This is a genomic window from Bacteriovorax sp. Seq25_V (assembly GCF_000447795.1).
Taxonomy (GTDB): Bacteria; Bdellovibrionota; Bacteriovoracia; order Bacteriovoracales; family Bacteriovoracaceae; genus Halobacteriovorax_A.
This window is the reverse complement of the sequence record NZ_AUNI01000009.1, coordinates 31737-54045: the sequence shown is the minus strand read 5'-3', so window position 1 is coordinate 54045 and position 22309 is coordinate 31737. Positions and strand designations below refer to the sequence as shown.

At 36.4% G+C, this 22309-nt stretch carries 22 protein-coding genes and 1 tRNA gene; 8 read left to right on the top strand and 15 right to left on the bottom strand.

Going from position 1 to position 22309, the window contains the following annotated elements:
• Window positions 1–83 precede the first annotated feature (83 nt).
• On the bottom strand, window positions 84–779 hold the full coding sequence (locus tag M900_RS01570) for a hypothetical protein (RefSeq protein WP_021273573.1): 696 nt from the start codon (window positions 777–779) through the stop codon (window positions 84–86).
• Between the two features lie 182 nt (window positions 780–961).
• Between M900_RS01570 and gpmI the strand changes: the two genes are divergently transcribed.
• Both gpmI and pfkA read left to right on the top strand, forming a co-directional pair.
• Window positions 962–2497, top strand: coding sequence for a 2,3-bisphosphoglycerate-independent phosphoglycerate mutase (gpmI, locus tag M900_RS01565; protein WP_021273374.1), 1536 nt, complete (start codon window positions 962–964; stop codon window positions 2495–2497).
• Window positions 2498–2520: 23 nt separating this feature from the next.
• Entirely contained in the window at window positions 2521–3495 is a 975-nt protein-coding gene (gene pfkA / locus M900_RS01560) for a 6-phosphofructokinase (protein WP_034730986.1), read from the top strand.
• Window positions 3496–3723: 228 nt separating this feature from the next.
• On the opposite strand, the gene M900_RS01555 is transcribed toward pfkA, so the two are convergent.
• The 9 genes from M900_RS01555 to M900_RS01515 all read right to left on the bottom strand — a co-directional run bounded on the left by M900_RS01555 (window position 3724) and on the right by M900_RS01515 (window position 11323).
• On the bottom strand, window positions 3724–5001 hold the full coding sequence (locus M900_RS01555) for a Y-family DNA polymerase (protein WP_021273178.1): 1278 nt from the start codon (window positions 4999–5001) through the stop codon (window positions 3724–3726).
• A gap of 20 nt (window positions 5002–5021) precedes the next feature.
• Window positions 5022–5414, bottom strand: a complete 393-nt coding sequence (locus M900_RS01550) for a LexA family transcriptional regulator (RefSeq protein ID WP_021273275.1) — start codon at window positions 5412–5414, stop codon at window positions 5022–5024.
• Window positions 5415–5482: 68 nt separating this feature from the next.
• Complete coding sequence (locus tag M900_RS01545; protein ID WP_021273119.1) at window positions 5483–5986, bottom strand: hypothetical protein; 504 nt, start codon at window positions 5984–5986, stop codon at window positions 5483–5485.
• 63 nt (window positions 5987–6049) lie between these two features.
• Entirely contained in the window at window positions 6050–6487 is a 438-nt protein-coding gene (locus M900_RS01540) for a hypothetical protein (protein ID WP_157680510.1), read from the bottom strand.
• Between the two features lie 37 nt (window positions 6488–6524).
• Window positions 6525–7784 (bottom strand): Glu/Leu/Phe/Val dehydrogenase, encoded by a 1260-nt coding sequence (locus M900_RS01535; RefSeq protein ID WP_021273572.1) that lies wholly within the window; start codon window positions 7782–7784, stop codon window positions 6525–6527.
• 109 nt (window positions 7785–7893) lie between these two features.
• Window positions 7894–8715 carry a hypothetical protein gene (locus M900_RS01530; RefSeq protein ID WP_021273040.1) on the bottom strand — a complete coding sequence of 274 codons (822 nt, stop codon included), beginning with the start codon at window positions 8713–8715 and terminating at the stop codon, window positions 7894–7896.
• 127 nt (window positions 8716–8842) lie between these two features.
• Complete coding sequence (locus M900_RS01525; RefSeq protein ID WP_021273553.1) at window positions 8843–9595, bottom strand: hypothetical protein; 753 nt, start codon at window positions 9593–9595, stop codon at window positions 8843–8845.
• A gap of 1 nt (window position 9596) precedes the next feature.
• Complete coding sequence (locus tag M900_RS01520) at window positions 9597–10481, bottom strand: ParB/RepB/Spo0J family partition protein (RefSeq protein WP_021273504.1); 885 nt, start codon at window positions 10479–10481, stop codon at window positions 9597–9599.
• A 65-nt stretch (window positions 10482–10546) separates the two neighbouring features.
• Window positions 10547–11323, bottom strand: a complete 777-nt coding sequence (locus M900_RS01515) for a ParA family protein (protein ID WP_021273435.1) — start codon at window positions 11321–11323, stop codon at window positions 10547–10549.
• A 217-nt stretch (window positions 11324–11540) separates the two neighbouring features.
• Here M900_RS01515 and M900_RS01510 point away from each other — a divergent pair, with 217 nt between their 5' ends.
• Genes M900_RS01510 through M900_RS01495 form a run of 4 tightly spaced genes read left to right on the top strand, consistent with a single transcriptional unit; the run spans window position 11541 to window position 15185 of the window.
• Window positions 11541–11867 carry a rhodanese-like domain-containing protein gene (locus M900_RS01510; RefSeq protein ID WP_021273318.1) on the top strand — a complete coding sequence of 109 codons (327 nt, stop codon included), beginning with the start codon at window positions 11541–11543 and terminating at the stop codon, window positions 11865–11867.
• Between the two features lie 16 nt (window positions 11868–11883).
• Window positions 11884–12993, top strand: coding sequence for a quinolinate synthase NadA (gene nadA / locus M900_RS01505; protein ID WP_021273339.1), 1110 nt, complete (start codon window positions 11884–11886; stop codon window positions 12991–12993).
• A 31-nt stretch (window positions 12994–13024) separates the two neighbouring features.
• On the top strand, window positions 13025–14167 hold the full coding sequence (locus tag M900_RS01500) for a cysteine desulfurase family protein (protein ID WP_021273292.1): 1143 nt from the start codon (window positions 13025–13027) through the stop codon (window positions 14165–14167).
• On the top strand, window positions 14136–15185 hold the full coding sequence (locus M900_RS01495; protein WP_198295929.1) for a hypothetical protein: 1050 nt from the start codon (window positions 14136–14138) through the stop codon (window positions 15183–15185). The genes M900_RS01500 and M900_RS01495 overlap by 32 nt, the downstream gene beginning before the upstream one ends.
• Here the strand turns inward: M900_RS01495 and M900_RS01490 are convergent.
• Entirely contained in the window at window positions 15180–15986 is an 807-nt protein-coding gene (locus M900_RS01490) for a hypothetical protein (protein ID WP_021273213.1), read from the bottom strand. The two genes, M900_RS01495 and M900_RS01490, sit on opposite strands and share 6 nt — an antisense overlap.
• A complete protein-coding gene (locus tag M900_RS01485) occupies window positions 15986–17116 on the bottom strand; it encodes a hypothetical protein (RefSeq protein ID WP_034730781.1) in 1131 nt (376 codons plus the stop codon). The genes M900_RS01490 and M900_RS01485 overlap by 1 nt, the downstream gene beginning before the upstream one ends.
• Before the next feature lie 80 nt (window positions 17117–17196).
• On the opposite strand from M900_RS01485, the gene M900_RS01480 reads away from it, so the two are divergent.
• Window positions 17197–19392 (top strand): serine protein kinase PrkA, encoded by a 2196-nt coding sequence (locus M900_RS01480; protein WP_021273244.1) that lies wholly within the window; start codon window positions 17197–17199, stop codon window positions 19390–19392.
• On the opposite strand, the gene M900_RS01475 is transcribed toward M900_RS01480, so the two are convergent.
• Both M900_RS01475 and M900_RS01470 read right to left on the bottom strand, forming a co-directional pair.
• Entirely contained in the window at window positions 19360–20112 is a 753-nt protein-coding gene (locus tag M900_RS01475) for an HAD family hydrolase (RefSeq protein ID WP_021273183.1), read from the bottom strand. The genes M900_RS01480 and M900_RS01475 overlap by 33 nt on opposite strands.
• 64 nt (window positions 20113–20176) lie before the next feature.
• A complete protein-coding gene (locus M900_RS01470; protein ID WP_021273114.1) occupies window positions 20177–20782 on the bottom strand; it encodes a hypothetical protein in 606 nt (201 codons plus the stop codon).
• A gap of 173 nt (window positions 20783–20955) precedes the next feature.
• On the opposite strand from M900_RS01470, the gene M900_RS01465 reads away from it, so the two are divergent.
• Window positions 20956–21031 (top strand) — tRNA-His (locus tag M900_RS01465).
• 129 nt (window positions 21032–21160) lie between these two features.
• On the opposite strand, the gene M900_RS01460 is transcribed toward M900_RS01465, so the two are convergent.
• Window positions 21161–22246 (bottom strand): hypothetical protein, encoded by a 1086-nt coding sequence (locus M900_RS01460; RefSeq protein WP_021273041.1) that lies wholly within the window; start codon window positions 22244–22246, stop codon window positions 21161–21163.
• Window positions 22247–22309 lie beyond the last annotated feature (63 nt).

The following is a 22309-nucleotide window of genomic DNA, read 5'->3' as shown; positions in this document are numbered from 1 at the left end:
TGGTTTCATGCATGGATAGTTGCAAAAATAAAAAAAGCACGGCCCTATGTCCGTGCTTTCCAATCAAGTATTTAGATATTTTATTAATTATCGAAACGATAAACAGGTTGTTGAATTAGTGAACTATTTAAGTCAATTCTTAGCCACTCTCCATTTACAAGAACTTCCCATACTTTTGTCCCAACACTTTGGTACTGTGAACATCCAGTATCGTAAACTTGACATGTTACTGATGATGGGAAATAAGGATATCTCGTATTTCCAACAACTTTCGCAAGTGTTCTATTGTTGTACACATCGTGAGTGTTGATTGCATTGTTAATCATATTCACTAAATTATTTTTCATTTCAGTTAAGTTACTTCCAGGGATTGGATCCTCATCAAAGCTCATTGGCACAGAACAACCATATCTATTCATTGTAAAGTTTCTTGCAATTGAGCCATCTGAGTTTAATGCTCTTGCGCCATACTTCTCATTGAAGTTCCCTTTATATGTTCCATTCCAACAACTATCACTATATGACCCTGTTTCTTTTTGAAAGTAGTATATATTCGATGCAGACACCTGTGAAAAAAGTGCATTTGCAACGGCATCTCTAAAAGACTCTGCAGAAACTGGATTACCAGCGTTTCCACTCGTTCCTGTACCAACATTCGAAGCGCCGTAGTTAGTACCGGCACCACCATCTCCACTAGATTTATTATCACTCCCACATGATGCCAATGTTAATGCGAGAAGCGCAGTCATTAATAAATGAATTGTCTTTTTTGTTTTCATACATATCCCCTTGTCTTATTCAAAATATAGACATTTTTAATTCTTTGGTTATGTTATATACAAGTCCTGTGCCAAGTTTTAGGCATCTTTTGATCAAAATAAGCTAGATTAGTGTACAAAGTTTTGACAGTCCCATAAAATATACACAAATCACGCTTATCTAGTAGGAAAGGAATATCGAAATGAGTTCAATTAAAAATATCAGCGATAAATCACTTCTCATCATTCTTGATGGCTATGGTGTTAGTAAGAATGAACAGAAAAATGCTGTTCGCGATGCCAACACTCCAAATCTCGACTACTACTTCGCTAACTACCCGTTCACGACGATTACAGCTGGTGGTGAACCTGTTGGGCTTCCAAAAGGTGTTGCAGGTAACTCTGAAGTTGGGCATATGAACCTTGGGGCTGGACGTCCAGTAAGACAAGATCTTGTTCGCATTAACGAGGCTATTGAAAATGATACTCTTACAACAATGCCGAAGCTGCTTGAACTAATCGAAGCGGCAAAAAAGAATACGAAGAGAATTCACCTTATGGGTCTTCTTTCTGATGGTGGGGTTCACTCACATATTAATCACCTTAAAATTCTTTTAAATTCGCTAAGCTCCCATCAAGATCTTGAAATTTTCTTCCACGCCATGATGGATGGACGTGATACAGCTCAAGATGTTGGAGCAAAATATATTGAGGAGCTTGAGCGAGATGTTCATGGTTTCACGTTTGCCTCCATGCAAGGTCGTTCAATTGGAATGGATCGTGACCGTCGTTGGGAAAAAATTAAGCACGCTTATGATATGATGCTAGGCCATGGACAAATCAAAGAAGTTAGTCCCTTATCTTATCTCAAGTCTGAATATGAAGCAGGAAGATTTGATGAGTTCATTGAACCAAACCTTTTCTATAAGAATGCAGCAATACAAGAAGGTGACTGTATCTTCTTTATCAATTTTAGACCCGACCGTGCGATTCAATTAGCGCTAGCTTTCAATGAGCCAGGCTTTAAAGAATTTGAAAGACCATTTATTCCTCCCTACTACCTCTGTATGACTCCCTATGTCCCAGACGAAGTAACTTTACCAATCCTATTTGATAAGGAAAAAGTTCCAGGTGGAATGAGTGAGTATCTTTCAAGTCTTGGAAAGAAACAAATTAAAATTGCAGAGACAGAAAAATACGCACACGTAACTTTCTTCTTTAATGGTGGCGAGAAAAAACCGTTTAGTAATGAAGAGCACATTTTAATTCCCTCTCCTAAGGAAGTAAGTACATATGACCAAAAACCAGAGATGAGCGCCCCTCTTGTAACAGAAAGACTACTTTCTGAACTCGACAGTGGAGTTGATTTTACTCTCGTTAATTTTGCGAACTCCGATATGGTTGGACATACAGGAAAATATGAAGCAGCAGTTAAGGCAGTTGAAGCACTTGATCAATGTGTGAAAAAACTTGTCGATAAGTGTACAAAGCTTGGAATAACTGTCGCAATCACTGCAGATCATGGTAATAGTGATGAAATGGTATATCCGGATGGAAGTCCTCATACATCTCACACGGGAGCGCCTGTTCCATTTTGTGTGATAAATGAGAAATTAAAAGGAGCGACTTTTACTGTCACTCCAGGTGAGCATGCCCTTAAGGACGTGTCTCCAACAATGCTTTATATTATGGGCATTGATCAACCAGAAACTTTTGTTGGCGTTAATATTTTTGAATAGGAACCGTTATGACTGAGAAGAAAATTAAATCAATTGCTGTTTTGTGTAGTGGTGGAGATAGCCCAGGGATGAACTGTGCGATTCGTTCTGTTGTCAGAACCGCTATCGCAGAAGGACTGGATGCCTACGGAATTCAACGTGGCTATGCAGGTCTTCTTGAGGGAAATGTTAAGAAGATGGATGTATCAAGTGTTGGTAACATTCTTCAGCATGGAGGGACAATCCTTCAGACATCTCGTTGTCCAGAGTTTTTGAACGCAGATATTAGAAAAGAGGCCGCTCATATTTTGAAAAGGAAAGGGATAGACGCTCTTGTTGTTATCGGTGGGAATGGTTCATTTAATGGAGCCTATGAACTTCACAAAGAACACGGAATTCCTGTTGTTGGTATTCCTGGAACAATTGATAACGATATCGAGGGAACTGACTATACGATCGGTTTTGATACAGCTGTTCAAACAGCGATTGAAGCCGTGGATAAAATTCGTGACACAGCTCACTCTCATGAGAGAACTTTCATCGTTGAAGTAATGGGGAGAAAATCACCAGATATCGCACTCTACGTTGGTCTTTGTTCGGGAGCTGAAAATATTATCTTCCCAACTAAAGATGAGACTGTGAATGTTGATGCTATCGCCGATGATATTAAACGCGGGATCAAAAGAGGGAAGCACTCTTCAATTATCATTGCAGCAGAAGGTGAAGTAGAAGGGATGAGCCACAGAGTTAAAGAAGAGTTGAATACTAAACACGGAATTGATTCTAAAGTTTGTATTCTTGGTCATATTCAACGTGGAGGAAATCCAACGGCTAATGATAGATTCATTGCTAGTCAGATGGGTTACCACGCTGTTAAAGCTATCATTGCAGGCCAGCCGGCAAGTGCAACAGTTCAAAGAAAAGGTCAAATTTTTGCAACAGATCTTAAAGAGTGTCTTGGTAAGAAGTTTGATGTTGATCCAGAGATGATGGAAATAGTTAAAACACTTTCAATCTAAAATAAAAAAAGAGGAAGCTTTCGCTTCCTCTTTAGTTTTCTTGTTTGGGCATACTAGAATGGAGACGAGAGATAAGCTGTAGTTGGCTGCTCGAAACTCTTGAGTATGTTCGTCACAAGGGATTAATGTTGAGTACCCCAAGAGCTTCACTAACTAGTCTTTCTTCCGTCTTGAATATAATTTATTAGAATTAGTTTGAGCTGTCAAACAAATATTTCACAAAAGAGACTATTTTGTTTTTGGTAAGGAATTCCAACCACTTACATATCTTGGAGAGATCAAATCTTGCCTCATCTTCCAAGATTTACTATCAACCCCGCAACTCATCGAGCGAATCGTTCCACTTCCCTCTCTTGCATTGATTTGATCAATGACTCTCATAAGATTGATACTCTTCACATCATCACGTTCTTCAAAGAGAGCATACTGCACATTTGTATCATCAGTTAGTGAAGTAAGCCGAACCCCGGCCTTTTTATAATTAATATCAAGTCGATAAAGATTTTCCAAAACCTGCCATGCGTACTTAATAATTTTTCTCGTATCTGTTGTTGGTGTTAGAAACTTAACATGATCTCTGGCGTAGTATTGTTCCTCGCTATACCGAAAGGGATCACTGTGACAAAAAATTTCAACAACAGCACAGGCACTTCCCTGTTTTCTCATTTTTTCGCAGGCACTGGTTGCATAATTAGCAATTGATTCTCGAAGGTTCTTGAGGTCAGTGACGACAGTTCCAAAACTTCGAGAACACATAATTTCTTTTTTCTTTTCAACAACTGTATTAAGCTCAAAGCAAGGTATTCCCCTAAGCTCCTCCTGAGTCATTCTTCCAATTTTTGTAAAGATTTTTTGAATTTGAAAATCATTTCGATAATTTTTAAATTCTAAGGCATTCTTTATTCCAAGTGATCTGAGTTTCACAGAGTTCTTTCTTCCAATACCCCAGACGTCCTCAATTTCAGTTCTCTCCAAGGCAACTTCTTGGAGCTTTCTATCCATCAAAACAACAACACCGTTAGCCTTCTTCGATTTTTTTCCAATATTATTAGCTATCTTAGCAAGTGTCTTGGTTGGTCCAATACCGATACTCACAGGTATTCCAGTATATTTTAAAACCCTCTCTTTTATTTCATGTGCATACTCAACGAGATCTTTTTTTATTCCTGTTAAATTTAAGAAGGCCTCATCGACAGAATACACTTCAAGCTCTGGTGCAAACTCTGAAAGAACTGTCATCACGCGATCAGAGATATTTGTATAAAGAGAGAAGTTTGAAGAAAAGACTGCAACACCATGCTTTTCACAAAGTGCCTTTACTTTAAAGTAAGGCTCCCCCATTTTCACTCCAAGCTCTTTTAGTTCGGGAGTTCTTGAAACAAAACAACCATCATTATTTGAAAGAACTCCAACAGGACGATTGGCAAGCTCGGGACGAAATAGTCTCTCACAACTACAAAAGAAAGAATTGCAATCAACAAGTGCATAAATCTTTTCAGCAGTCATTATCATCACCTCTTCTCATTTTAAAAATTTCGAAGATCTCTGCCTAAACCAGAGACTACTCCCCAGATCAAAAAATCAATTTCTTCAGTGATAAGGATGTCTCTATGAAGTTTGTTTTCAGATCTGAGGATTAGTCCATCAGGAGACTTTAAAAGTCTTTTACAAATAAACTGTCCATCGAGATGGCCTACGATAATATTCCCGTGTGTCCAAGAGAGCGAGCGATCAACAATAAGAACATCCCCAGAGTGAATGATCGGTTCCATTGAATCCCCTGTTGCTTCAAAGAAGAAAGTCGACGACTTATTTCTAATAAATCTTTGATCAAGAGATTGATACTTTTCAATATAATCATCTGAGATCCCAAAGAGGCCACAATTTGCAAATATCACAGGTTTTTTTATGCATTCCATTTTGTCATTATAACTTACGCACAACTTACGCACAAGATGGAATTTTATTACCTATCCTACTGAATTTACTAAATCAAGAGAGGAGCACGGATAATTTCCTCCAGGGGAATGATATTTTCGAATAATTTCGACTCACCAGATTTTGCAATAACGTTATAGCCATTTTCTACAAGTTCTCTTACCTCCCCAGTCATAAAAGTTTCTGTTTCAAGAGTTTCAACATGACCTGTTGCCGACAGTGTTCCAGAACATAAGCAGTTGCTTAGGTTTTCTATTGGTACAACTCCGGCCATTGACCAGTACATGATTAAAAATGGAAGTTCTAGCCAGCGATAAAGACCCTCCTTAGATGTCAGTAAGAGTTGATCATCAACACACAAAACAAAGCGACGAGGAGGTATTGGGATTTTATACCTCTTATTAAAATAGATAAACTTCTCCTTGATTGACTTCCCCTTCCCTCCAAGTCCCACAACCTCGAGACCAGGAATCCCTCTTGTTGAATAACCGAAAATTTCACATACGTGATTTTTTTGGTTACCTGGAATGACGACCATCATTTGCTTATGCATAGAACCTCCACAAAGAGTAGTGCAAGAAGGTAGCAAGTTGAGTGTTTACTAAGTAATTAAAATTTAAAGTTGAATTTTATCGCTTGATTCAAAATAGCACTTCAACCCTTCAGGTTTTTTCTCAAGGAGAGCGGAACGTACGAATTGATGGTTATAAGCAAAGTTCTTTTGGATTGTTTTACAACTCAGATCAGGGTCCTTGCAAAGTGCAAGATGATCTTCCGTACAAGTGATATCAATGATCACTACAGATGCGAAGTGGCAGTCAACAAGTTCACCAGTGACGTCAAAACGAGCGCGAGTGTAGTTTTTTACGAGCTTATATTTATCGAGGCAGAGCTTTTCGATTTCGAATTCTTTGCCCATGCAATCGATAGTTTTCTCAGATGACTTTGAAGGAATTAAAGCGTCTTTAACTCCGAAATACTCACAAACTTTTTTTAGGGGGAATCGTTCGAAACGAAGCCCCTCTTCCTGCACGCGATTTATTTTCGCGTGCACAAGGAGAGGCATCAGTATAATAAGAAAAAAATAAATTCTAACCTGGGAATAGACCACGGTATCTCATTGCTCTTTCAAGTCTTCTAAACGCAGCGATGAAAGCAGCTTTCTTCATATCAACTTTGAATTCAACTGAAGTGTTGTAAACATTGTCGAATGCATCTTTTAGAATTCCGTGTAGCTTAGAGTTAATTTCATCTAAGTTCCAGAAGAAGTTTTGAAGTCCTTGTACCCACTCAAAGTAAGAAACAATAACCCCACCAGCATTACAAAGAATATCTGGGATAAGGAATGCACCATTCTTAGATACGATATCAATCGCTTCTTTTGTTAATGGTCCGTTTGCACCTTCAGCAATTAGCTTAGCTTTTACAACGTGTGCATTATCTTTTGTGATAACACCGTCGATTGCTGCAGGGATTAGGATGTCAACATCAAGAGCAAATAAGTCTTCGTTCGAAATATGCTCAACGCCTTCCATTTCATTTAGGTATCTACCAGCTCTTGTCCACTTGATTGCTTTAGCAACATCGATCCCATCTTTGTTGTAGATAGCACCAGAAACGTCAGAGATAGCAACAATTCTTGCACCTTGATCTCTTAGATCTTCAGCAGCAGGAATACCTACTTTACCAAAACCGTGGATCGCAACACTTGTATTGTTATCAATTTTCATTCCAAGTTTTTGTGCAGCAAAGTTGATACAGAAAGCAACACCTTTACCAGTAGCTTCAGCTCTACCTAGAGAACCACCGATAGTGATTGGCTTACCAGTAACAACACCAGGAACAGTATGTCCTTTAAGTTGAGAGTAAGTATCTAGTAACCATGCCATTGTTTGTCCGTCAGTTCCGATATCTGGAGCTGGAACGTCGATAGCTGGTCCAATGAAAGTATTAATTTCTGTTGTATATCTTCTTGTTAATGCTTGAAGCTCTTGTCTTGAAAGAGTTCTTGGATCAACACAAACACCACCTTTTGCTCCACCTAGTGGTAGACCAACAAGGGCACACTTAAAAGTCATAAGCATTGCAAGTGCAGCAGTTTCAGATAAGTCTACACCTGGGTGAAAACGAATCCCACCCTTACCAGGGCCTAAAGTCATATTGTGCTGTACTCTGTAGCCTTGGAAAGTTTTAACAGTCCCATCATCTAAACGAATTGGAACAGCAACTTGTAAAGCTCTCTTTGGAAATCTAAGTCTTTCCATAATATTTGGATCAAGACCCATAATTGAAGCAGATTCTTCTAATTGTGCGATAGAATCTTGATACAGTGGACTATCTGTTAAGCTCATCTCTTACTCCATACAAATTGATTAAAATATGAAGTGTAATTTACTCCAATAATTTCACTTAAGCAAAAAGTATGGTGAACGCGCAGCGAAAGGCTAAGCGCGTCAACTCCTAGTAATTAAAAGGTCTTGCGTACATTAACTGAAATCTCGCATCAGAATCTTCTGAGAAAACTGAACGTGATTGGTCTTGAGAAGATGATACTCGTGCGACAAGAGCATCTGTGATGTATTTATCAAATTGAGTGACATAATTTCCATCTTTTGGATTGTAATCAACTGATGCCACTCCCCTATATTCTTTGAATTCTTTTTTAACATTCATATTAATATCGCCGGATAACGATAATGTTGTTCTCGAATCAACGTATGGATTAATGAAGTCCATATAAACTTCACCTTGTAAAACTTTTGCTCTAATTTTTAATTTCATATTTTGAGCGAAATTTACATCTGTTTGTGGCTTCAGTGCTTTTTGCACATTACCTACAGCTGCAAGCGTAGAACCTTCTTCAGCTTTTTTAACTTCACCAGAAATTCTCTTATCAACATATTTTAAAATGTACTTATTAAAGTAGGTCACTCGTTGTTCTTGCGTGCTGTAACTGTAAAGACCTGTCGACTCCATATCCCAGTTACGAGTATATTCGTCATTTGCTTCAAGATTTGCGAAGTTTGCTCTCATTTGATTTAGCACTCCAGAATCATCTTCGACGAAAATATGTGCGTACCATGGGTCTTCTTTTTCCGGAGCAGCAACAAAATCAACGTCAGCCGTAAAGCTTTGAGGCATACGAGATTTAATCTTGTAGTTTGGATTAAAAGCTTCAAATAGATTCTTCTCACCTGCAACAGCAACGGAGCTGATCAAAAAGCAGACGGCCTGTAAAATAATTAGTCGGCCTATAGATTTTTCATGTTTGAAGTTTGTCATTGTAAGTCCCCTAAATCGCTTATAAACAGATGTCTCTTAAGGATTATAGGTGCAATGCCCATGCCAAAAGCTTAGCTGGGTTACTTAAATTGTATCAAAGATCTTCATTTATTTAGAGGGGGCAAGTTTAGGGTCTAATTCCTGATAATTCCTGATAATTACTGATAATTTTGAGCCACTTCTTTGATTTGCCTATTACATCAATGGCCCTCAAAAGCTCTTCCTTATAAAGACGCGTGCCATGACTGACGAGAACCATGCGCTCTAAGCGAGAATACCCAGGACGATTTGAAAGTATATACTGACCTTTTATAAGTGAGCCAAGTCTCTCCATTCCGTTTAGTGTTGAAGTGTCGATAACTGAGAAGTCGAGATTTCTCTTGTTCGTAAATACTTTTGTTACCGCGGCTACTGTGGAAGGAGCATATTCAATTTCGAGTTTCTTCGACTTTATCGCATCATCGAGATCAGCATAATTATGTCCAAGAATTCCAGAGAACTTCTTACCTGAATAAGAACTTTCATCCTTATAAATAAAGGGGGAAGATATTTTTGATATATAATAGGAATGATCAGTAAAGATCGTTGAAGACCAAGAATATTTAGTTTTTTCAAAATCATCAAAAAATTTTGGACTCGTGAAAGGAACAAGAATTTTTTCATCAGTACCCAAAAGCTGATCTACTCTTTTTCTTGGAACGTATGAGGCAACGAATTTATACTTTGATTTTAAGTTTTCATTTAATAATTGCGCGAAAGACGAATTTAATTCGATCCAAGGAGAATAATTATAATAAGTGATAACTTTGATTTCAGTGACAGCAAAAGAGCTAAAAGCAGTAAGTAAAAGTACGAGAAATTTACTTACCGCCCCAGTCATATTACATATCAACCATATTTTTGGCGTCTTTGATTAGAGACTTTAAAGCTGCTTTTGTGTCAGCATCAAGATCCTGGCTCTTCGCCTGTGTTTGAAGAGCTTTTAAAAGAGCGTTTGCTGAAAGACCTTTTGGAAGTGCAGGCTTCTTTCTTACTGTTTTCTTACCAGCAGCAAGAACTCCACCGTCCTTAATTGCTTTTTTAAGCTCTGCTCTCTTTCTAATTTCTCCACCAAGAACTAGCTTAGTAAGTTTTGTTTTAAGAGCACCTTTATCAAGCACATCAAGCTCAAGCAGAACATACTTCTCAATATCATGAGTCTTTGCAGCTTCTTTTAATTTTGTATCCATTTTTGCAATCATTAGTGAACGGTGCACTTCTGATTTAGAAATACCAAGAGCTGCCTGAATTTTTCTCTCACTTGCTTTTGTTGCGATTTGATAATTTAAAATTCCGTCTGCTTTATCAATATAGTGAAGTGCTTCCCTTGCAGAGTTTTCAGAGAACTGAATCGCCATTAACTCTTCTTCAGTCTTATCGTCTAAGATAAAACATGGACACTTTTCCATTTTGATTAGAGACATTGCTCTAAATCTTCTTTCACCACAAATTAGAGTAAGCTTTCCACCTGGCTTCTGATGAAGAACCAGTGGCTGAATCAGACCATTTACTTTAATGTTTTCAGAAAGTTCTTTAAGTGAACTATCATTGAATTTTGTTCTTACCTGTTCCTTAACGTAGATGTCAGCAAGCTTAACTTCAGTAAGCCTTGCTCCCTTTAAAAGTCTATCGTCAGAAATTTTGAAAATATCAGGACTCAAAGATTCCGCTAAATCAATCTTTGTTCTTTTAGTCTTCGCTACACGCGGTGCAAATGCCTTGGCCATAAATGACTCCATCTTCCTTGAATGAATAGAGCTCAAAATCCGTGAGCTCTATTGTTCATGATTTTTTAGTTTAAATTAAGTGTGTTCCAAAGGTTTTCATAGTCTACTCTCCCGCGAGATTTTTTTCCCATTAAACAAACAGGTCTCTTCATCGAAATAGACTCTTGCATTTGTACAAGATTTCTAACCGGTGGCGTAATATCAAAAGACTGAGAAAGTTCTTCAAGTCTTTGTTGCTCGATTTTTCTTCTTGTATTAACCATTGAAGGAATAATTGAAAACTCAAGAACTGGGTTTTCAGTTTCTTTGATAATTTCGAATGTATCCATTAACTCTTCTAAACCATCGATTGAATAATCTTGTGCTTGAGTAGGAATTAAAATTCTATTTGAAGCTACAAGTGCCATGATAAGCTCATCACCGAGCATTGGAGGTGTGTCGATGATTACATAATCAAACATACCTTCTGCTTCTTGTAGTCTTGTTCTCATTAGTCTTTCTTTTCTTCCAACTTCTTTTCTAATTTCACCTTCAGAAAGAATTAAAAGTTTAGAAAGATTTGCCATGTGACGACTTGATGGAATAACTGTAATATTACGGTTGAATTTCCCTTTACCTTCACTAGGAACCATAACTTCATTAATTGATACATCACCGATCAGCCATTCTGGGATCAGAGTTCTTTGAATATGAAGATTAAATGTTGAACTTAAGTTTGCTTGAGAATCGAGGTCGATAACTAAAACTTTGTTACCCTTGTTCGCAAGGTGACATGCTAGTTGAAAGCACTGCATTGTCTTCCCAACTCCACCTTTGTTATTAGCGACTGTAATCACTTCCATGTTACGCTCCTTGTCTTGGTCCTACCGTTGACCAATTTTGTATGTATCTAACTAAAATGTTAGAAAATTCCACACACAACGTCAAAAGAATGCTTAACTTTTTTACATTTTTTTAAATATATAGGACCAGAAGTTTGACGCTCATCAACAAACAGACTGGACAGAAGGTGTATACTTTAATAAATTCCACCTAATTATTAGGCCCTTAGGAGCAATTATGATCAAGTCAATGAATGTTACAGAATTAAAAGAAAGAATGGACAAAAAAGCGGATTACATCCTTATCGATTGCCGTGAGCAAAACGAATGGGATGAAGGACATATCGATGGTGCGATTTTTATCCCACTAAGCGAATTCAATGAAAAATGGAGCGCAAATCTTTCAGACGCAGACAAGGATAAAGAATTAATTCTTCAGTGTCGTAGTGGAAGAAGAAGTTTAAGTGCATGTCAGATTTTACTTTCTGAAGGTTTTTCAAATCTTAACAACCTCGAAGGTGGAATCCTTGATTGGGAAGCTGAAGGTTTCGCAGTAATTAAATAATACATTAGGAAAAACAATGCTCAATCTATTTGATAATCAACAAGATGATTATAAACCAGTTATTTCGGAAGCAGACCTCAGTGATGAAGAGGTAATCAAAGAGCTTTGGAAAATTAAAGAAGAATTAAAAGACCAAGTTGTTGTTCTTGGTCACCACTATCAGCAAGATGATGTTATCATGTTTGCTGATTACAAAGGTGACTCACTCAAACTTGCTCAGGACGCTGCAAAACTCGATAAACCATATATCATGTTCTGCGGAGTTCACTTTATGGCCGAGACAGCTGACATGCTAACTTCGCCAGAACAAAAAGTAATTCTTCCAGACCTTAGAGCTGGTTGCTCGATGGCCGACATGGCAAATAGAGAAGAGATCGACAAGTCTTGGAAGTTTTTAACTTCATCTACTGACGAAAAAATTGTACCGATCACGTACATCAACTGTGCAGCCACGCTTAAATCTTTTGTAGGTGAAAATGGCGGTACAATTTGTACTTCATCAAATGCGAGAACAATTATTGAATGGGCCTTCACACAAGGTCAGAAATTATTATTCTTCCCAGATCAACATTTAGGTAGAAATACTTGTAGTGAAATGGGAATTGCTCTTGAAGATATGGTTGTATACAACCCAAATATGCTTAATGGTGGTCTTACTCCAAAGCAAGTTGCAGATGCAAAAGTAATTCTTTGGTACGGATACTGTTCGGTTCACCAAGGTTTTAGTGCTCAACAAGTTCTTGACCTAAAGAAGAATCGTCCAGATGTAACAGTAATCGTTCACCCAGAGTGTAATCACGACGTTGTGAAAAATGCTCATGATAATGGATCAACAGCTTATATCATCAACAAGATCAAAGATGCTCCGGCCGGATCAAAATTTGCGGTTGGAACTGAAATTAATCTCGTCAATCGTCTCGCTGCAGAATTTCCAGACAAGGAAATCTTCTCACTTTCGCCATATCAGTGCCTTTGCACAACGATGTATCGCGTAAGACCAAGATGGCTCCTTGCCAGTTTCCGTGCAATAAAGGAAAATAAACCTATTAATGTGATTAGTGTCGATGAAAAAACTAAGGAGTATTCTCTTTTAGCTTTAAATCGTATGCTAGAACTTAGTAAGTAATTTAAGGAAGAGACACACAAGGGAAGAAATTATGATTTATGCGGACTACAATGGAAGTGCTCCGATTTGCAAAGACGTTAGAGAGTATCTTATCAAAAGATTATCAGAAGGACCTTTTGCAAACCCAAACGCCATTCACTACATGGGAAGTAAAGTTTTAATGGCGATGGAAAATGCAAGGAGTGTATGTGCGAAAGTTTTAGGAGCTGACTTCAAGCAAGTTATCTTCAACTCTGGAGCAACAGAAGGACTATCTCAAGCTTTCCACTCTGTTCTTCACAAAAATCCAAAAAAAGAAATTATCATCTCAGGAATTGAACACTCGGCAGTTGTAAACTGTGCGAAGTACTATCAACAAGACTTTGGCTGTACTGTAAAAATCGTCAAGACTCAAGCTAATGGTATTATTGATCTGGAAGACTTTAAAGCTCAACTAACTGATGATACTGCGGTTGTTTGCATCATGGCCGCGAATAATGAAACTGGTGTTATTCAACCTTACCAAGAAGTTTCACGTATCTGTAATGACAATCAAGTTCCATATATTTGTGACACTACTCAGTTCATTGGAAAAACTCTTTTTAATTTCAAAACTTCTGGTGCGGATTATGCCGTTATGTCAGGTCACAAAATTGGGGCGATGACAGGAACAGGAATTCTCCTAGCAAAAGACCCAACAACTCTAAAACCAATCATTATTGGTGGTGGTCAAGAAAGAGGATACCGTGGTGGAACGCAAAACTATCTTGGTTATGAAACTCTGGCCGTTGCACTCAACTATTTCGAAAAACATCTTGATAATATTGAAGCAATTAACTCAAAAAGAATCTCTTTTGAAAAAGAATTAAAAAAGAGATTCCCTGACGTTGTAATTATTGGTGAAGATTCTCCAAGACTTGCATCGACGACATACGTTTCTTATCCAGGGATTCACGGACAGGCCGTACAAATTGAGTTAGAAAGTCAGGATATTTTTGTAACGACTTCTTCTGCTTGTTCAGACAATGAACCTGTTACTTCAAAAGTTTTAAAATCAATGAATGTAACCGACGATATTGGTCGTGGAGTGGTAAGAATTTCTATAGGTCTTTGCTCTGATCCGGCGATGTATGATACAATTCTGGATGCACTAACAAAAACATATGAGAAACTTGCAAAAATTAAAAGCTATTAATCTATTTATAATTTTAATCTTCCTGGCTTCATGCCAGGGAGATCTCAAGCGTTTTCAATATTCATTACCAAATAAAAAATCAATCACGACAAACGAAGAGTACAAAAAAATCTCAATTATCCATACTGGTAATTTTAATGAGAATAGTTCTGTCATTAGTGAGATTGTAGATTCTAAAATCTTACTAAGTATTGGTGGTAGTAATGCACTCAAGGGCTATATATCAACTCTTAGGGAGACGATTGAAGCTCCAACTCTTTTACTCGACACTGGAAATTTCATCTCATTTAATAGTGTCACAGAAAAAAGAAATGCTACAATAAAGCTCTACAGTGAACTTAACTATGATGCTGTTCTGTTAACTGAAAGTGAATTACTAAATATTCCAAATGAACAAGAAACTCAAATTCCTTTTATTGCTGGAAATATTATCGACCTTAAAAGTGACTCTATTACAACGAGGCTAAATAATAAGGCCTATACAATTAAGGATATAGAAGGTGTGAAAATCGCACTAATTGGATTAAGCCTTTACAATAAGAAAAGCCAGGGAGAGGACGGTCTCAGTGGTATCTACTTTGATGATCCTATAGCAAGATTTATTACTATAAAAAATGAAATTGGGAAACGTGCTGATCTTATTATCCTACTTCTCCATGCTCATCGCGATCAGAAAGCGTTTAATGAGACAATTAAGCGACTTCCTCCAAACTCGGTTGATCTTGTCCTAGGAAATGATGGTGAAGCTGGGCTAAGAACTGTCAATGGTCAAACCGTAGTCACGAATAAAGGCGATGGAAAGTATATTGGTCTTATTGATATCTATATTGATGACGAGAAAAACTTCATTGCCAAACAAACGAGGTCTTATCCACCGATTAAACTTTGTTCACAATTTTTTGATGTAAGTGCTGACTGTCATATCGATCGCAACGATCTTGAAAAAATAAAATCAATCAAAGAGTCGAATTATAAGTTAATTAAGGCCAGAGTTCTTGGAAAAGATCTCGAATTATAAGCAAATTAAAATCTTATCTTCGTTACAGTATGTTTTAAGACCAGGACCGCAGTAACCTGCAGGACTCCCATCAAAGCAAAGGGAAGCAAGTTTTGTCTCTAAAACTTTATAACCACGAGGACAAGCCGGTTTTCCTTTTTGTCCACATTCATTAGTACCGCAGTATTTCGAACCACCTTGAGGACAATTATAATCGACAACTTCGTAAAATGTTCCTTCACAACGATCACAATTATTTTCAATTACTGAAACACAACTACTATTAACAGCATGGCAGGCATTACCATTCTTAATTGTTTCCCTCTTCTCCTCAGTTGAGAAATTAATACTTGAGATATAGTAATCATCAATCTGACTATCATACTTTTTAAATTTCTTACGTGTCCCATAGTTTACAAGAGGTATTTTGATACTCTTTCTGTCATCCGAAAAAGTCGTAATGATTTCGAGTAATTTATTAGATTTGGTATTATTATCATTAACTAATGATAATTTAAGTGATGAAATATTTTTTATTTCGGAGATTGTGCTTCTAAATGGATCACACTTTCCACGATTAATCTTAAGAAGAGAGAGCTGTCCTAATCTATCTTTAAATGGAACTTTATATGACAGACATGTCTCAGCGGTACGAAGAACTTCAATCCAAGTGCCAGCAGGGTTTTTGACCTCACCACTATTAACGACCTTCATATTAAATTTAATATCGTACTGAAGAGAAACAGCCTGTTTTAGGTTAGTTTGAAAATCTCCAGTACAAATTCCTAGTGTTAAGCAAAAATTTAAAAGGATCAGTTTCATTATCTTCTCCTCATGCAACGAAAGGCAATTTTGAATTCATCTTGAGCCGCAAGATTTTCATCGCCTTTCCATGCTATATTATTAAATCCAAAGCCTTCGCCATCCCAGTAACCTCGCATACCAGTGCGATGCTTAGAGCTTGTCCATGGAAAATAAATTGAACTTAGCTTAATATTCTCACCTGGAAAAATAATATTTGGAGTATATTCCATATACCCCCCCATCACCTCATAGATTCCCATCCATGAAACATTCTCACGATTATAATGAATATATTTTTCTTCACTACAATCTCTTGAATAAACCTTTGGACATAAGCTAACTTTCAGATTTTTATCAATTTCATAATTTTTATTTTTTTGAATTTTAAATAACTCTGATGAAGAATTTTTTCTTGACCAAGGATAGTATGGGGCACGAAACAATCTGGAATGATTATCAGAAATATCTTCAGGATAAATTGCCCCTGCATCAAAAACCATGGCACTTAGAACTTCTTTCCCCTGAAAGGCACAATATTTTTTCATCTCATCTTTGGAAAGATTAAAAACAATATCTTGGTCTTTTAAATTTTCAAGATGAGTTGGTAGTTTATTGTTAGAGGTTTCCAAGTAATCTTTATACTCTCCGACACGAACCTGAAACTTATCAATAAATAGATCTTTTGAATGATTATCCCATTCATAAGTATGTTCTCTATTATTTACAAGAAATGGGTAAAAGCGCTGTGGAAGATAAGCTTCATGGCAACTATCAATTAATGTAAAATTAAACTCATCACTTTTAAACTCATAACGGCGCGAAATATTATCTTGGATATATTTATATTCAGGATTTAAATTCAGGCCAATTTTTTTTTGAAGAATATTATTCTTAATTAAGCAGGAAATATATCTCGGATTACATTGATAATAGAGTAGATCTACATCTTCTAGCTGCTTGCATTGCCCATCGGCCTCGACCTCGCCATTTTCCCAGATAGTATTTAACTGCCCGAGAGCTTGAGTATATTTATCAAGTAAGAGCATTTGGGCATATTGCTTATCTAAATTCTCTCTTTTCACTAGGAAAATAAATCCGAGTAAACAAGTCAAAATAAAAAAAGCAAGTATAAATAATATCTTCTTCATTTTCCTTCTTTAAACCTAGGGTACAAACAAGGTAAAATTATAGTTGGATAAGTCCCAAATGATAACAAAAAAGAGGGAATATGGACTGGATAGAAGTAGCAAATGAAAATTCAAATACAACTAACGAAATATTATCATTCTATGATTATATGGAGCTATTCAGAAAAGATCCTGCAAAACATGTAAGACCATCTTATCGTTACATCTCGGATATGATGAGATACTTCGGAACAGATGAACATGGGCAAAGTAAACTCTTTACGAAAGAGGATAGCGAAGCTCCTCCTGTCTATGGACAAGAAAAAATCATATCAACGCTATTACAAAATCTAAGAAACTTTGAAGAAGAAGGCTTTAATAATAAGTTCATTCTCCTCGTTGGGCCAAATGGTTCATCAAAAAGTTCTACGGTAAAAAAAATAATGAAAGGGGCAGAGGAATATTCTGAGACAGATGAAGGTGCTCTGTATACTTTTGAATGGGTATTTCCGATTAACAATGTTGTAAAAGGAACACTTGGTCTAACAGGAAAGCACGAACCACGTGATGTTAGTTCATTTGCAGATCTCGATGATAAAGATATCACAGCGATTATGCCTAGTGAGCTTAAAGATCATCCAATCCTACTTATCCCGACAGATTATCGTCAAAAGATCATTGAAGATGCTCTTGCTGGAAATGAAGAACTTTTAGAGTTAGTTCGCAAGTCATATCTCTACAGAGGTGACTTATCAAAAAGAAATAAAATGATCTACGATGCTCTTCTTAAAAATTATAAAGGAAAGCATAATGAAGTTTTAAAACACATCCGTGTAGAAAGATTAAAAATCTCAAAAAGATATTCATCTTGTGCAGTGACAATTGAGCCACAACTACATGTTGATGCAAGAATGCAGCAGATAACAATGGATAAGAGACTTCAAACTCTCCCTCCATCTTTGCAATCTCTTAACCTTTTCTCACTGCAAGGTGAAGTCGTTCTTGCGAACAGAGGAATTCTAGAATTTTCAGACCTTTTAAAAAGACCACTTGATGCATATAAATACCTACTTATGACAATGGAAACAGGAAGTATCAATATTGGGGGAATTCTCACTCAGTTAGACATCTTCTTCATTGGAACTTCCAATGAAGTACATCTTGCAGCATTTAAGCAACACCCTGATTATAATTCATTCAAGGGTCGTTTTAATTTTATCAAGGTTCCATACCTACTTGATTACATGGAAGAGGAAAAGATCTACAAGAAGCAGACTGAAGGTCTCTCTGATAGAACAAAATTTGAACCTCATGCTCTAACTGCACTATGTAAATTTTCTATCATGACTCGTATTAGATCATGTATGGGTAAACACTACGATGATGCTAAACTCACTGCAATTGTGACAGGATTAACTCCGCTAGAAAAAGCAAATTTATTCTCAGGAAAGAGACAGTTACCAGATAGACTCGATACTGAACAGAGACAAATTCTTAAGCATGGAATTGATTCGATTAAGCATGAATTTGAAAATGATAATCTCTATGAAGGTAAATTTGGTATCTCACCTCGAGATATTAAGAATATTCTCTACCGCTTAAGTGATATTCATAAGACTGTTACTTTTGTTGAGGTCATTGAATATCTTGGAAGATTGATTCAAAAGAAAAACGAATATGATTTCTTAAATATGTCGACTCACGGTGATTATCATAATCCTTCAAGATTCCTTGAACTCATAAAGAATGAATGTCTTGATCAATTTGATAAAGAGCTTCGTGAATCATTAGGTCTTGTTGATGATCGCTCATATGAAGATTATGTTAAACGCTATATTGAAAATGTTAACTCTGTTATTAAGGGTGAGAAGATCAAAAATAACGTGACTGGTAAGTATGAAGATGCTGATCAGTACTTCATTAAAGAGTTTGAGTCGAATATCAATCTTAAAGAAGATCCTAAAATTTTTAGATCACACTTAATCTCTAAACTTGGGGCCTGGTATCTTGATAATCCAAAGCAACAAATTGTTTACAAGACAGTATTCCCAGATGTTGTAGAAAGACTGCAAGAATCATTTAGAAATGAACAAAAGAAAGTAATTAGAAACATTTCACAAAATCTTGTTTATTTCCAAGCAGAGATGAATGATTCAAAAAACAAAATGCCACAAAATCTTAATAAAGAAGATCGTGGACAAATTCAAACTGTACTTGAAAACCTTTCTACTAAGTTTGGTTATTCGCAAAAAGGTGCGTTTGAGTTAATTCAATTTATGATCAAAGAGCGTTACTAAGTAATTTAATACACCAGATGGCCCAGAGTTTTCTTCACCAGTAAGAATAACTTTGGGTTTATCTGTCATCTTTAATAAAACTTCTGAAATATTTGAAACTCCAACAGAATGCTCTACCATTTTAAACATTGACTGGTCATTGAGACTATCTCCAAAGTACATTGTCTGCTCGATAGAAACATCTGGATAGAATTTATCTAGTAGTGATCTTACGGCCTTATATTTCGAGATATCTCCACACCAAAAATTTAAGTGAACATTTGATGTTGAGTAATTAATATTTTGATCATCCATTAATTTCTTAATTTCTGTGCGAACAACGACATCCTCAAGATCACAAAGCTCGATAGCCCTATCACTCTTTCTTCCAATAGAGTCTGCAGAGAGCTTCAATCCTTCAAATCTTCCAAGAAGTTCTTTTGAAAAGTTTTCAAGCCATTCAAGATCACTAACAGGGACCTGGTATTCATCAACGATCATGCCACGCTTATCTCGGTAACTTAAGACACCACCACCTTCAGAGATCACGTAAGGGAGATCACTAAAATGCGTTAGAAAGAAGTGCGCCCAAGAAAGGCTTCGTCCCGTTACAATAACAAGTGGAGTGTTATATTCTTTTAGCATTTCAAGGATCGTCAGAAACTTTCCAGAGAATTCAGTGTGATCAGTTAATGTGCCATCGAAGTCAGAGAATACAATTTTTGGAAGATTATTTTTCATAGTTATTCACAAAAAAAAAGGGTAATGCGTACACACTACCCTTCTATGATTTTATAATTTGAGATTAGTTCATTGGAAAAGCAAGACCAACAAGTACAGCAGTGAAAGAATCTTTCAGGCCAACTTGAAGTTCAAGATTTCCATTAAGGTGCTTGTAACCTTCAATTGGAAGCTGTCCGTTAATACCTGTATTTAACGATGCTACACTTTCATATGTACTGTCATCACTATTAAGAGAAAGACCTACTGGAAGTGAAACATATGGGAATGCTTCTTTTCCCCAAAAGTTAAATCCTTTAGAAAGAGTTGGAGCTGCAGAAATAATTGTAAAAGTATTTCCAAACTCATCTGCTCTTTCGATATTTGTCTTTAAAGAGAATCTTGGTTGACGTAGGTAATCTGGAAAGATTTCGTAGTCTGCACCAACGAAGAATCTTTGCTCACGGTCACCACCAGAGATACCTAGACCAGCGTCTACTGAAAGCATTTTATTTAGTTTTTGAGTATATCTAACCTGAAGACCCATTCCACCATCACCTGATGTAATTCCAGTCATTTCAGTTGAAATTGATTTTTGACCTTCTGGCATTGGGTGAGTTGTATAACCGATCCCGTATGCGAAAATACTAGCTGAATAAAGCGATACCGCTAACGTAAGAATTCTTTTCATATGCACCTTCCCTGATGTTTTGAATTATTTTAATTACTTATTATTCTAACTAATTGACGCACAGAACGTCAAAAAATATATTTATCTATTTTTCAGGCCTAAAAATACAGGATTTCAAATATTATATTGACGAAAAGCCAGAAAACACCTATAAAAAGATTCTACGAAATATGGTGGCCGTAGTTCAGTCGGTAGAGCGCCAGATTGTGATTCTGGTTGTCGTGGGTTCAAGTCCCATCGGCCACCCCATTATTTCTAGGACATTCATTTTGATGACCATCTCTTCGGAGTAATCATAACTAAGCCTCGTTTCTAACCCACTCGAGGCTTTTTTGTTTCAAATATCTACTCAAAATAAATTTTAAACAATAATACGCTTTATTCATGAGGAGTGCTGTAATCAACATCAACTTCACGATGAGAATATTTATCAATTTTAAGTTTCATCCAAAACTTATCTCGGCTTCTAGAAAGCTCAATGCCTAAGTTTTTTGAAAATTTTCTAATTGCTTTATAATATTCAATTGGAAGATTTTCCATCTCCTCTACGACTTCTTTACTAGAAATAGAAACTAACAAGTTCTCTTCTTCTTCATACAAACTTATTGGGAGGTTGTTAATACTAGCCAACTTTAAGTCCTTTAAAATTACTGAAAGAATTAAGGAAACTTGCCCCCATGGAATAAGAGATGAGGCTTCAGTATTGTCAACAATCTCAAATTTGATATTTCCATGAATATACTGAGAAATACTTTCTGAAAGTAGCTCTATTCCAATGTGATTTTTTTGATGAATATTAGAAAAGATATATTCTTTTGGAAAGCGAGCAATGTAATCATCAATATTTCCAAGAGCTCTAAACTCATTTGCCAAAGAGCTAAAAACTTCTGTACATACTAACTCTAGTAAGTTGAGGTATGTTGAATCACTCTTGATAGAACTATCAAAATACCCAATCTCATTAGAGTTTAAAAAAAGATATCCAGTCAGCCCCCCAGACTTCAATTGAATCGTAATTCCACTCTTTACTCCCATCTTACTGAGATAAAAGATACTTCTTTGAGCTGGTTTATTATCATTGACGTAGCTCTCTAAAATATTATCAATATTAGAAAAAACTCTAGTGTCTCCGTTATTAATTTTCTGCAAACTACTTTTACTACTGATAAAGCATGAATATCCACTTTTCATTAAATTATTATCAATTGTTGTTCCAACAGAAAGAACCTCAAGCTTATTACTGAGAGGTAAATTAATAGCAAGGCACACCCTAGAAACTTTTTCAAAACTTGGATGATTCTTTATTACTTCTAAAAGCTTTGGTGCAACATCTGCTATTTGAACTTGCTTCACTAATAACTCATTTCTCAAATTTAATAATCGAGACAAGTAATATGCATTTTCATTTTTGTTATCTGATTCACGATGTCCTGTTAGAGCATTATACAAATAAATAGACTTCATTAAATATCCCTTGTTGACTTTAAAACATTATATTAGCAACAAAGATATTAATAAATATTTTTA

Bases quoted from the DNA above. Each gene is read 5' to 3' on its own strand.
- M900_RS01570 (WP_021273573.1), bottom strand. From the start codon at position 779: ATGAAAACAAAAAAGACAATTCATTTATTAATGACTGCGCTTCTCGCA.
- gpmI (WP_021273374.1), top strand. From the start codon at position 962: ATGAGTTCAATTAAAAATATCAGCGATAAATCACTTCTCATCATTCTT.
- M900_RS01555 (WP_021273178.1), bottom strand. From the start codon at position 5,001: ATGACTGCTGAAAAGATTTATGCACTTGTTGATTGCAATTCTTTCTTT.
- M900_RS01550 (WP_021273275.1), bottom strand. From the start codon at position 5,414: ATGGAATGCATAAAAAAACCTGTGATATTTGCAAATTGTGGCCTCTTT.
- M900_RS01545 (WP_021273119.1), bottom strand. From the start codon at position 5,986: ATGCATAAGCAAATGATGGTCGTCATTCCAGGTAACCAAAAAAATCAC.
- M900_RS01535 (WP_021273572.1), bottom strand. From the start codon at position 7,784: ATGAGCTTAACAGATAGTCCACTGTATCAAGATTCTATCGCACAATTA.
- M900_RS01530 (WP_021273040.1), bottom strand. From the start codon at position 8,715: ATGACAAACTTCAAACATGAAAAATCTATAGGCCGACTAATTATTTTA.
- M900_RS01525 (WP_021273553.1), bottom strand. From the start codon at position 9,595: ATGACTGGGGCGGTAAGTAAATTTCTCGTACTTTTACTTACTGCTTTT.
- M900_RS01520 (WP_021273504.1), bottom strand. From the start codon at position 10,481: ATGGCCAAGGCATTTGCACCGCGTGTAGCGAAGACTAAAAGAACAAAG.
- M900_RS01515 (WP_021273435.1), bottom strand. From the start codon at position 11,323: ATGGAAGTGATTACAGTCGCTAATAACAAAGGTGGAGTTGGGAAGACA.
- M900_RS01510 (WP_021273318.1), top strand. From the start codon at position 11,541: ATGATCAAGTCAATGAATGTTACAGAATTAAAAGAAAGAATGGACAAA.
- nadA (WP_021273339.1), top strand. From the start codon at position 11,884: ATGCTCAATCTATTTGATAATCAACAAGATGATTATAAACCAGTTATT.
- M900_RS01500 (WP_021273292.1), top strand. From the start codon at position 13,025: ATGATTTATGCGGACTACAATGGAAGTGCTCCGATTTGCAAAGACGTT.
- M900_RS01495 (WP_198295929.1), top strand. From the start codon at position 14,136: ATGAGAAACTTGCAAAAATTAAAAGCTATTAATCTATTTATAATTTTA.
- M900_RS01490 (WP_021273213.1), bottom strand. From the start codon at position 15,986: ATGAAACTGATCCTTTTAAATTTTTGCTTAACACTAGGAATTTGTACT.
- M900_RS01485 (WP_034730781.1), bottom strand. From the start codon at position 17,116: ATGAAGAAGATATTATTTATACTTGCTTTTTTTATTTTGACTTGTTTA.
- M900_RS01480 (WP_021273244.1), top strand. From the start codon at position 17,197: ATGGACTGGATAGAAGTAGCAAATGAAAATTCAAATACAACTAACGAA.
- M900_RS01475 (WP_021273183.1), bottom strand. From the start codon at position 20,112: ATGAAAAATAATCTTCCAAAAATTGTATTCTCTGACTTCGATGGCACA.
- M900_RS01470 (WP_021273114.1), bottom strand. From the start codon at position 20,782: ATGAAAAGAATTCTTACGTTAGCGGTATCGCTTTATTCAGCTAGTATT.
- M900_RS01460 (WP_021273041.1), bottom strand. From the start codon at position 22,246: ATGAAGTCTATTTATTTGTATAATGCTCTAACAGGACATCGTGAATCA.